The 10,574-nt window shown below is 72.7% G+C and carries 9 protein-coding genes and 1 tRNA gene; 7 read left to right on the forward strand and 3 right to left on the reverse strand.

Annotation, left to right across the window (positions count from 1 at the left end; translation table 11 throughout):
• Window positions 1–26 precede the first annotated feature (26 nt).
• From B4K29_RS01710 to B4K29_RS01720, 3 genes are all read left to right on the forward strand, one after another.
• A tRNA-Lys gene (locus tag B4K29_RS01710) sits at window positions 27–101 on the forward strand.
• 176 nt (window positions 102–277) lie between these two features.
• Window positions 278–1,888 carry a polysaccharide deacetylase family protein gene (locus tag B4K29_RS01715; RefSeq protein ID WP_286955653.1) on the forward strand — a complete coding sequence of 537 codons (1,611 nt, stop codon included), beginning with the start codon at window positions 278–280 and terminating at the stop codon, window positions 1,886–1,888.
• Window positions 1,885–2,865, forward strand: a complete 981-nt coding sequence (locus tag B4K29_RS01720; protein ID WP_286966267.1) for a hypothetical protein — start codon at window positions 1,885–1,887, stop codon at window positions 2,863–2,865. The genes B4K29_RS01715 and B4K29_RS01720 overlap by 4 nt, the downstream gene beginning before the upstream one ends.
• Window positions 2,866–2,885: 20 nt before the next feature.
• Here the strand turns inward: B4K29_RS01720 and B4K29_RS01725 are convergent, their stop codons facing one another.
• The 3 genes from B4K29_RS01725 to B4K29_RS01735 form a co-directional block, all read right to left on the reverse strand.
• The gene (locus tag B4K29_RS01725) at window positions 2,886–3,941 is read right to left on the reverse strand and encodes a glycosyl hydrolase family 18 protein (protein ID WP_286966268.1); all 1,056 of its coding nucleotides are present in this window, start codon (window positions 3,939–3,941) and stop codon (window positions 2,886–2,888) included.
• 79 nt (window positions 3,942–4,020) lie between these two features.
• Window positions 4,021–5,082, reverse strand: a complete 1,062-nt coding sequence (locus tag B4K29_RS01730) for a dTDP-glucose 4,6-dehydratase (RefSeq protein WP_286966269.1) — start codon at window positions 5,080–5,082, stop codon at window positions 4,021–4,023.
• A 22-nt stretch (window positions 5,083–5,104) separates the two neighbouring features.
• Window positions 5,105–6,547, reverse strand: a complete 1,443-nt coding sequence (locus B4K29_RS01735) for a nucleotide sugar dehydrogenase (RefSeq protein WP_286955654.1) — start codon at window positions 6,545–6,547, stop codon at window positions 5,105–5,107.
• A gap of 225 nt (window positions 6,548–6,772) precedes the next feature.
• Here B4K29_RS01735 and B4K29_RS01740 point away from each other — a divergent pair, with 225 nt between their 5' ends.
• The 4 genes from B4K29_RS01740 to B4K29_RS01760 form a co-directional block, all read left to right on the forward strand.
• A complete protein-coding gene (locus B4K29_RS01740) occupies window positions 6,773–7,027 on the forward strand; it encodes a MobC family plasmid mobilization relaxosome protein (RefSeq protein ID WP_286955655.1) in 255 nt (84 codons plus the stop codon).
• A 220-nt stretch (window positions 7,028–7,247) separates the two neighbouring features.
• A complete protein-coding gene (locus B4K29_RS01750) occupies window positions 7,248–8,705 on the forward strand; it encodes a relaxase/mobilization nuclease domain-containing protein (protein WP_376783729.1) in 1,458 nt (485 codons plus the stop codon).
• A 17-nt stretch (window positions 8,706–8,722) separates the two neighbouring features.
• Window positions 8,723–9,556: a hypothetical protein gene (locus tag B4K29_RS01755; RefSeq protein WP_286955656.1), complete on the forward strand. Its 834-nt coding sequence runs from the start codon at window positions 8,723–8,725 to the stop codon at window positions 9,554–9,556.
• A 315-nt stretch (window positions 9,557–9,871) separates the two neighbouring features.
• A partial coding sequence (locus B4K29_RS01760) for a DUF6531 domain-containing protein (protein WP_286966270.1) occupies window positions 9,872–10,574 on the forward strand: 703 nt, incomplete at its 3' end.

The raw sequence follows: 10,574 nt of genomic DNA on the forward strand, positions 1-10,574 counted from the left end.
CTGACCTGGTAAGGTCTTACCTCGTTGCGCCGCTAGCTCAATGGCAGAGCAAGTGACTCTTAATCACTGGGTTCGGGGTTCGAATCCCTGGCGGCGCACCAGTCACGAAAGGCCCGGTCCACCTGGACCGGGCCTTTCGTCATGCCCCGGTGCGAGGCTGGGCGCCACCCGACGCGTGGGACAGCAGGTGGGCCTGGGTCGCTCTTCCCCGGTCGTCCGCCGAGGTCTACGCTGCGACGTGAGGCGCGTCACACGCTCGAGGCCGGGGAGGCTCTCAATGGACCGCAGCTCGTCCCAGAGGTTCCGCCCGGTGCTGTCCGCCCTCGTGGTGGCTGCCATCCTCGTCGCCGGGGTCCTCGTGCAGGTGCCCACCGTCACGGCGGGGGCAGCCACCAACCCGACGGTCGTGACCCTCACCTTCGACGACGGCGACGCGGACCAGCTGGCGGCTCAGCGGACCATGCGCGCTGCGGGCCTCGCCGGCACCTTCTACGTGGTGTCGGGGTGGGTCGGGGCGCCCGGCTACCTGTCGCGAGCGGACCTGACGGCGATGGCGGCCGACGGCAACGAGATCGGGGGTCACACGGTGACCCACCCGGACCTCGTCCAGATTCCGGCCCAGGAGGTCCGTCGGCAGATCTGCAACGACCGGGCCACGCTCGACGAGTGGGGGTTCCGTCCCGTGAGCTTCGCCTACCCCTTCAGCGTCGCCAACCCCGCCGTCGAGCAGGCCGCTCAGGACTGCGGCTACACCACCGCCCGTGGCCTCGGCGACGTCCGCAGCCCCTTCGGCTGCACCGGCTGCGTCCGGGCCGAGACGTCTCCGCCGCCCGACCCCTACTACCTGCGGGCCCCGGACCAGGTCGACTCCCGCTGGACGCTGGCCAGCCTCAAGAGCCAGGTCACCGCCGCGAGCACGCGCTCGGGCGGATGGGTGATCCTCACCTTCCACCGCGTCTGCGCCCCGCTGGGCACCGCGGACTGCCCGGCCGACCGCTCGGTCACCCCGCAGGTCTTCGGCCAGTTCACCACCTGGCTCGCGGCCTACGCGCGGACGGCCTCCAACAACACCACGGTCCGCACCGTCGACCAGCAGGTGCGGGCCTACCTCGGCGCCGCATACCCCGCCTACTCCGTCCCCGTCCCCGTGCCGGGGACACCACCGACGCAGCCGGGGGACAACGCCCTGACCAACCCCTCGCTCGAGGCCGTCGACGGGTTCACCGGCTTCCCGTCGTGCTTCCAGCCCGGCGGCTGGGGGACCAACACCCCGAGCTGGGCCCGCAGCACGGCGAGCCGCACCGGCGCGGCCGCCGAGCAGCTGACGATGACGGGGTACCAGGACGGGGACGCCAAGCTGCTGCCCACGCTCGACCTGGGCACCTGCTCGCCGTCGGTGGTGCCGGGTCGCACCTACGAGGTCAGCACGTGGTTCACGTCGACGGCCGTGTCCCAGATCGCACTCTACTACCGCGACGGGTCCGGCGCCTGGCGCTACTGGACGTCCAGCCCCTGGATCGCGGCCGCCCCCACCTGGCAGCGCGCGGCCTTCACCACCCCGCCGGCACCGGCGGGGGCGACCGGCCTGAGCTTCGGTCTCGCGCTCATCGCGAACGGTGTGCTCACGACGGACGACTACGCCCTGACCGAGGTCCCGGCCACGTCCCCGACAGCGACCGCGTCCGCGCGCCGGCTCGTCGTCAGCGCCCCCAGCCCCGGCGCCACCCCCGGCCGTCGCCCGACGCGGGCGAGACCGGCGCAGGCCACCCCGCAGGGCGCCACCACCTTGCGACGTCAGGACGCGGCAGCCAGCACCTACGTGCCGGGACCGGGTGAGGTGCCCGAGGGCACGCGCATCGCCCCGGCCACCCCCCTCGCGCGCCGGTGAGGGTGGGCCGTCACCTCGCGGCGGGCAGGGTCGGCGTCCGCACGGCCACCGTCCTGATCGCGATCGCGTGCGTCGGGCTGCTGGCCGTGGCGCTGGCGCGGATGGCCCTGGACCGGCCCCCGAGCTCCGGTGCCTCGGCGCCCCCGCCTCGGGCGCCCAGCGCAGGCGCCCCCACCGGAGTCACCCCCACCGCAGCCACTCCCACCCCACGCGGTCCGGACACCAGCGCCGCCCCCGGCATCGGCGGCACGCCGACCGCGTCGGCCGCCCCCTCGCGGCCGGTGGCGCCCAAGCGCAACGTCGCGCCGCTGCCCCGGCGCACCTACCCCTGGCACACGGGGATCGTCTCGACCACCTTCTGGGTCGGCGAGATCTTCGACCCGACGGCGCCGGACGGGTCGCAGCGCATCTCGACCTACGACGCGCGCTGGTTCGAGCACTACGGCGGCTGCGACGGCGTGGTCGTCGCCGGGGAGTCCCGCACCGAGCGCCGGACGGCGGCGGGCGGGTGGTTCCCGACCCGGATGACGCCGCGGGAGAACCCCTTCTACCTCGACGTGCCGTTCGACGACCTCAACGACCCCGTCGGGTGGGAGAGCCGGTGCCGGGTCGTGCCCTGGGCCGACGACCCGGGGTACGCCGGGCGGTGCGCGGACCGGTCGTTCTCCTACCTCAAGAACCGCTGGGTGCGCCTCGTGGGGCCGAACGGCGCCACGTGCTACGGGCAGGTCCAGGACGCCGGACCGGGGGAGTACCACGACGCCGCCTACGTCTTCGAGCACACCGATGCCCGCCCGGCCAACCGTCGCTACGGCGGGTCGGGGATGGACGTGTCGCCGGCGCTCAACGGCTGCCTGGGCTTCGCCGAGCTCGACGGCGACACGGACCGGATCCGCTGGCAGTTCGTGGAGGCCTCGGAGGTGCCTCGTGGTCCCTGGACGCGGCTGGTGACCACGTCCGGGGTGACGACGGACTGAGCTCGTACGGCGTCGGGCGGTCACCGCCTCGGGTCGGTCCGCCATACGGTCTGCGGCAGGTCCCAGATCGCCGGGTCCTCACGGCCGAGCCGCCACAGCGCGACCCCCGACACCTGGTGGGCGGAGGCCAGCCGCAGCTTCTCGCGCACGCTGCGGGCGTTCTCGTACCACACCTCGTGCCGGGCCCCGTCCTGCTCGTAGGCCAGGTGCGGAGACTGGCTGGCGACGTCCCACAGCTCGTCGCTGCGGCGTACCTCCGCCTGCTCGGTGATCTGCCGCCACGTCAGCACCTGCGTCCTCGCCCCTCCCCAGTCGTAGCCGAACAGCCCGACACCGAGCACCAGCTTGTCGCGAGGCACCTGGGTGACGGCATACCTGATCACCCGGTCCACCCAGTCCGCCGGCCCGATGGGCCCGGCGGGCCCGGTCTCCCAGTGCCAGTCGTAGGCCATGAGGACGACCCGGTCGGCGCTCGCGCCCAGCGCGCGGTAGTCCTGGGCGAGGTTGCGCGCGTCGTAGCCGGCGTCGGTCTCCTTGGCGTGCACCGTCACCCACAGCACCCGACCCCGGTCGTGCAGCCGCTCGGCGAGGGCCCGGACGGTGGCGACATAGGCCTCCCGCCGCTCCGGCGGGACGTTCTCGTAGTCCAGCTGCAGCCCGTCGTAGCCCTGGTCCTCCACCAGGCGGGCCAGGGCATCCACGTGCGCTCCCCGGCGGCCCTGGTCGGCCATCACGGCGCCGATGGTGACCTCGTCCCACAGCCCCGCGGTGGTGTTGGCGACGGTCGGGATGATCTGCAGGTCCAGGTCACGCAGGCGCTGGTTGAGCGCTCGCTCGGAGTCCCTGCTCAGCCCGGGTTGCAGGACGGGGCGGCCGTCCTCGCCCACCCCGTAGGACCAGGGCGAGGCCACGGTGACCGTCCCGGGGTGCCTCGTCAGCGTGTCGAGGGCGTCCGCCTGGTCCCAGTGCGGGATGGCCCCCATGACGAGGGGCGGGTCGCCGCCGAGCCACCCCCGGGGGCGCCACGGGCTCACGGCCGCCACCAGCGCACCGACGGCGAGGACGAGCACGGCCACGGCGGCCAGCACGCGGGCGCGCGGACGCCGGCGAGGCCGCCGTGCGGCACGGCTCCGGTCCCCGTCGGTCATCCGTCCCTCAGCGCGTCCGTCCCGAGTCGGCGGGACCGGCCAGCGCGACCGCATCCGCGCGACCGGCAGCCGTCGGCCGCGGGACGGGCGCCGGCGCCGGGGCGGTGGACCGCCGGCGCTGGTCGGCCGCGACGAGCCTGATGATCTCGTCGATCCCGGTCCGGGCCTCGAAGCCCACGAGGGCGCGGGACTTCGCGTTGTCCGGCACCCGCCGGCGCATGTCCTCGTAGCCCGGCCCGTAGGCCTGGTCATAGGGGACGAGGACGACCTCGCTGCGACTGCCCAGGACGTCGATGATGCGTGCGGCGAGGTCGAGGATCGAGATCTCCAGCGCGCCACCGAGGTTGAAGGCGTCGCACCGCGACGCGGGCGCCTCCTGGATGGCCACCATCGCCGGCACCACGTCCCCCACGTAGGAGAAGCAGCGGGTCTGCTGGCCGTCGCCGTAGACCGTGAGCGGCTCGCCCCGCAGCGCCTGCCCCACGAGGTTGGGGACGACCATCCCGTAGCGACCGGTCTGCCGCGGACCCACCGTGTTGAACAGCCGCACGATGGAGACCGGCAGGCCGAACTCCGTCCAGTAGGCATGCCCCATGGCCTCGTCGAGCCCCTTGGCGGCGGCATAGCTCCACCGGGACAGCAGGGGTGAGCCGAGGGTCATGTCGGCGTCCTCCGAGAGGGCGTCGGCGGTGTTCTTGCCGTAGATCTCGCTGGTGGAGGTGATGAGCAGCTCGGCGCGCTCGGCCAGGGCGGCCTCCAGCACCGTCTCGGTGCCGTGGATGTTGGTGCGCAGGCTGGTCAGCGGGTCGTCGACGATCCGGTGGACCCCCACGGCGGCCGCGAGGTGAAAGATGCGGTCCGCGTCTCGCACCGCCTCGCGCACCACGGCCTGGTCGAGGATGCTGCCCAGCAGGAAGGTGAACGCGGGGGAGGCCGACGCGGCGTCCAGGTTGGTGAGCGACCCGGTCGACAGGTCGTCGAGCACGACCACCTCGTCGCCCATCGCCAGCAGGTGGTCCGTGAGGTGGCTGCCGATGAAGCCGGCGCCGCCGGTGACGACGGTGCGCATGGTTGTGCCTCTCGTGGTGCGGTCAGAGGGTGTCCCAGCCGTGCGACGACGCGAGCCGGAAGGTCGCGTCGAGCACGAGCGGGACGTCGGTGGTCCAGGACAGGTCGTCCTCGGCGTGGTGGCACACGAGGACGGCGAGCTCGGGGGACTGCTGGGTCGGTGACTCCAGGCCGTATGCCGTGGTCCCCTCCGCCAGGCGGATGCTGGGCACGAGCGGGTCGTAGAACGCCACGTCGGCCCCGGCGTCGCGCAGCCCGGCGTAGATCTCGAGGGCAGGGGACTCGCGCACGTCGCTCACGTCTGGCTTGTAGGTCACCCCGCTGACCAGGACCCGCGTGCCCGGGAGCCCTCGTCCGTGGTCGGACAGGACCTCCCGCACCCGGTCGACGACCTGTCGCGGACGGGACGCGATGCTCGCCATGGCCTGCTCGGTCAGGGGGGTCCGCATCCGGTGCCGCCGCAGCTGCCACAGCAGGTAGTGCGGGTCGCAGGGGATGCAGTGCCCCCCGACGCCGGGGCCGGGGTAGAAGGGCATGAAGCCGTAGGGCTTGGTCGCCGCGGCGGCGATGACCTCCATGACCGGCAGGTCGAGGACCCGGCACACGTCGGCGAACTCGTTGGCGAGGGCGATGTTGACGGCGCGGAAGGTGTTCTCCACCAGCTTGACCATCTCGGCCGCGGCGGGGGATGGGACGGGGTGGACCCGGGCGGCGTAGCCACCGAGCAGCGCCGAGGCCCGCCGCTCGCACTCCTCCGTCACGCCGCCGACGACGCGGGGGACGTCTTCCAGCAGGTGCACGTCGTTGCCCGGGTCGATCCGCTCGGGGCTGAAGGCCACGAACACGTCCGTCCCCGGCTCGAGGCCGCGGGCACGCAGGGGCTCGACCAGCAGGTCGGCCGTGCACCCGACGTAGGTGGTCGACGTGAGCACGAGGACCTGGCCCGGCCGGGCGTGCTCGACGACGGTGCGGCAGGCCCCGCGCAGCGGCCCCAGGTCGGGGACGAGGTGCTGGTCGATGGGCGTGGGGACGCAGACGATCACGGCGTCGGCCTCGGCCAGCCGGCTGGGGTCGTCGGTGGTGACGAGGCCGCCGGCACCGTCGTCCTGGTCGGCGACCTGCGCCACGGGCCGGCGCAGGAACCTCGAGAGCCGCTGCTGGTCACGCGGGAGGAGATCCGCCTCCCCGGCCGCGATCGTGGCCAGCCGCGCCGGGCTGGCGTCCAGACCCAGGACCGAGCGCCCGGCCGCCGCGAACGCCAGGGCGGTGGGCAGCCCGACATAGCCGAGACCCACCACAGCGACGTCGTAGGCGGGGGCGGGGCCCGGCTCGACGATCCTGGGGGTGGGGGCAGGGGCGAGGTCGGGGGTGAGCACGACGGCGCCGGCGGACGGGGATGCGGCGGGAGGAGGTGAGGCGGCGGTCAGGCCCGTCGGCGGCTCGTCCCTGAGGTCGATCAGGCTCATGCGGGCACCTCGATCCGGTCGTGTGCACGACGGCAGCGGACCCCCCGGGGCGGCGTGCACCATGAGTGACTTTCGTCACATTTGTCCCTGTCATGCAGCGTAAGGAGGCCCTCGCGAGATGGTCAACGATTCCACGACCGCCGTCCCCCAGGGGGGTGCCTGCGGCGACGCACCGGTGACGGACGGTCGCGCTCGGCTCACGGTCAGCGTCGTGTCGAGGCACCCATGACCTGGCGGCGGGCGGGGCTGACCCATTGGCCGGTGGACGGAGCGGCTGAGAGCGCGACGACGCGCGCGGAGCTTCTCACGGAGTTGTTCGGCGTGCACTGTCTGCTCGCCAATATCGCCAACAACGTGAACCAGATCGCCAAGGCCGCGAACTCGACTGGCGACATGCCCACACAGACGCCCGAGGTGCTGGCTGCCGTGCGCCGCGTCGCGGAGCGCATCGACGCCCTGGTGGACAGGCTGTCGTCGTGATCCCCAACATCACCAAGGGCGACCGGATGGCCGGTCTGATGGTCTACCTGGCGGGTCCGGGCAAGCGCAATGAGCACACCGAGCCGCACCTCGTCGCGGGCGACCCCGCGATGATGGCGTGGCACGATGACAACGAGCTTGGTCGCAACGACGCCCTGGCGATTGCACGACACCTGGACCGCCCCGACGCGCCTTCGGTGTCGAGGTCGCGGGCGGCCATGTGTGGCACTGCTCGCTGTCGTTGCGCGCGGAAGAGGGGCAACTCAGCGACGATCGGTGGAGAGAGATCTCCGAGGCGTGCGTGCGCAAGATGGGTCTCGACGATCACCAGGGCACGAAGGCGCCGACGCGATGGGTCGCCGTGCGGCACGGCGTCTCCCAGGCGGGCAACGACCATGTGCACCTCGTCGTGAACCTTGTGCGCGAGGACGGCACCAAGGCGGACGTGTGGGGGGACTACGGCGCGGCTCATAAGGCGTGCCGCGAGTTGGAGGCCGAGTTCGGGTTGCAGCGCTTGGAGAGCGCGCAGCGCGACCGCGCGAGTCGCGGCTACCACCCCGCCGAGATCGAGGCTGACGCCCGCCGTCGAGCCCGTGGGAAGTTCGAGGCAGCACGCCGCCAGGGCAGCGAGTCGCGCACCTGGTGGAGCCTGCCGAAGGACGAACGCGACGGCCTGGTAGCCGCCCAGCGCACCGCCGACCAGCCCCGGTGGGCGCTCGCCCGGACGGTGCGTGCGTGCGCCAGCGCGTCACCCGACGAGGCCGAGTTCGTGCGCCGGATGCGGCGTCAAGGTGTGCTCGTGCGCGCACGCTACGCCGAGGGCACGCACGACGTCGTGACCGGCTACAGCGTGGCGGCGAAGGCCGAGCCCGGCCAGCGTCCGATTTGGTACGGCGGCGGCAACCTGGCGCGTGATCTGATGTTGCCGCGTCTGCGCGCCGAGTGGCCGGACACCCCGCAAGGGGCGAGCGCGGCGGCGGCCGAGTGGGGCGCAGCTCGTCGAGGCCGTCGACCTGTCGCACCAGGCCGCGAGGTGCACGAGCGGGACCCGGTGGTGTGGAGCGAGGTCGGTGCCGATTTGGAGCGGCTGCGGGAGCAGCTGCGGTCGATCCCGATCGAGGACCGGGATACGTGGGCGAGGGTCGCCCGTCAGACGTCGGGGGCGTTCGCAGCATGGTCGGCACGGGTCGAGGGCACGCCCGGGCCGTTGGCGGCGACGTCGGACGCGCTGGCGAGGACGGCGGAGCTGCGCCGGCACCCCGTGCGTCCGGAGCGGGTGCCGAAGGCGTCAGCCGCGGGGGCAGCGATGTTGCTTATCGCAGCGTCGAAGGGCGGGCGTGGGACGGTGGCCCAGGCGGCGATGCTGCGCCAGCTGGCGAACTTGGTCAAGGCAGTCCGTGACATGCACCGGGCGGACCAGGACGCGCGGCGGGCAGCGGAGATCGAGCGGGCGATTCGGGGGGAGCTCGCGACGGTCTCGGCGCGGCTGCCCGATCCCGGCCCGGTGGGTCATTCGGCCACGAAGGCGGTCGCGGCCGTGCGTACCGCGCGCCAGGGCCAGGCAGGTCCGCAAACCCCGATGGGGTCGCCGATCCCGAACCGGATCGACCCGCAGCGCCCGGCTAGGGCGGCGACGACGTCGACGAAGCGGGATCCCGATCCCGGTATCGACCGGTAGATGAAGGAGTGGTGAGGATGAGCACGCACGATAGTGACGGCATTGACGAGGCTCTGCAGGGGGTTACCCACCTCGCCGTGTCGACCGCGGCGCGGGTGGGTGAGCAGATGGCCCGCAGGTTGGCGCAGGAGTCTCGGGATGCGCAGGCCCGCAGCGAGCAGGCTGCGCGGGAGAGCGCTGCGCGGCTGCAGGCGGAGCGTGAAGCGGCTCGAGCCGCGCTCGCCCCGGTTCATCACGATCGGTGGTGGGACACGGCCGCGGCCGAGGACGTGACCGAGGCCTACACGACGGCGATGGCCTGGCGAGACGTCGACCCTCTGGCGGCTCGAGCCGCCGAGCGGATCGTGGAGCAGGCCCGGACCCGCCATGGCGTCGACCTCGACGTGCGTCCGGCGGGGTTGACCGAGCTGAGGGCCGCTGCGGACGCCCGCGAGGAGCGGACTCGTGCCGGCGCTGAGCGGGCCGAGGCCGTTGGGCTGCTGGCCGGAGCGGATGCTCTGGACTCCTACGCTGAGCTGGAACGGGAACGCCGGGCCGGCGCCGAAGGGGACCAGGACCCACTAGAGGTCGGCAGCGGCCGCGAGGAGAACGAGGAGCAGACGGCTCGCGAGCAGCGAGCCCAAGCGGGCCTCGCGTACGACAGCGCTGAGCGCGGTGAGGCGCTGGCTCACGACATCGACGGTATCGAGAACCCCGTCGCGGTGGACGCGCGGGTGCGCTCTGATGTGGCCCAGGGACGTCCGGCGACGGACGCGGCCGCTGGTCCTCCTGGGAGGGCACCGAAGGCGCGCAAGACCAAGACCAAGTCCCAGGTCGGCCGTGCCGCGGGTAGGACGGAGCGGGGGCGGTAGCCTGCGCCTAGGCAGCGCAGGACGCACCTAGGCTGGCCACATGCCAATCGGCGCGAGCAGAAGGGCTGGCCTGCAGGGTCACGCTGTGGGGTTGAGCTAAGGCAGGTGGCGCTTTTGATCCCGGACTGTCAGTGACAGCGATGCGTTGGGCGTGACTAGTCCATATGAACCATGGCGCTGGGGTTGTCCTGAGCGCAGACTGAGTGGGCGCAGCAGGCGCGGCGTCTCGAGACGGGGCGCGATCTTCTTCGCTAGGGAGAGCATGTAATGACCAAGCATTCAGCGTTGAGGCATGGTTCTGGTCGGTCGGTACTGGTGGCTGCGTCGACGGTGTCGTTGGTGGTGGCTGCGTTGGGTGGGTCGGCGGCCGCCGGTCCGGGCCCGAAGCCGGTTCCGCCGGGGCACTCGAGGGCGAAGTCGGGTCCGAACCCGGCGGACAAGGGTAAGAAGGCGCCGGGGCGCCTGGAGGCGCCGGGGTGGGTGAAGGACAAGGTTGCCAAGAGCCGTTGGAGCGCGCCGGGTCAGGTGCGCAGGGGTGCAGTGGGGATGGTCCCGCCGCCGTCGGCGCGGTGGACGTACGAGGGCAGCGGCGACGGCACCGAGGTGGCGGTGCAGGCCACGGGTGGACGTGCGGCTCCTCACGTGGTCGCTCCGGAGCGGTTCGTGGCGGTCGACCCGGACGAGGCTGTCGCGGCGCCGGGTCTGGGGGTGCAGGCGCACTACGGGATGGAGGAGTTCAAGGTCCGCGAGGGGCTGTCGGTCGCGGTGAACGTGGCCAACGGGAACCTGGTCGTGCGATCGACTGATTTGAAGTTCAACGGGCCGGGGATCGGGACGAGCTGGGACCGGTTCTACAACGGCTTGGCCACCCGCACGGGCGCGTTCGGCGGCAAGTGGTCCCTGTCGGGTGGGCACGACGTGGGCCTGGAGGTCGGTACCTCCACGGTCGTGTTCCGAGGGCCATCGGGGTTCCGGGCCACGTTCACCGGGTCGGGGGAGCTTGTCAAGATTTCTGTGT

Source organism: Arsenicicoccus sp. UBA6765 (genome assembly GCF_002453335.1).
GTDB classification, from domain to species: Bacteria; Actinomycetota; Actinomycetes; order Actinomycetales; family Dermatophilaceae; genus Arsenicicoccus; species Arsenicicoccus bolidensis.

Bases quoted from the DNA above. Each gene is read 5' to 3' on its own strand.
- B4K29_RS01730 (WP_286966269.1), bottom strand. From the start codon at position 5,082: ATGCGCACCGTCGTCACCGGCGGCGCCGGCTTCATCGGCAGCCACCTC.
- B4K29_RS01715 (WP_286955653.1), top strand. From the start codon at position 278: ATGGACCGCAGCTCGTCCCAGAGGTTCCGCCCGGTGCTGTCCGCCCTC.
- B4K29_RS01735 (WP_286955654.1), bottom strand. From the start codon at position 6,547: ATGAGCCTGATCGACCTCAGGGACGAGCCGCCGACGGGCCTGACCGCC.
- B4K29_RS01755 (WP_286955656.1), top strand. From the start codon at position 8,723: ATGAGCACGCACGATAGTGACGGCATTGACGAGGCTCTGCAGGGGGTT.
- B4K29_RS01740 (WP_286955655.1), top strand. From the start codon at position 6,773: ATGACCTGGCGGCGGGCGGGGCTGACCCATTGGCCGGTGGACGGAGCG.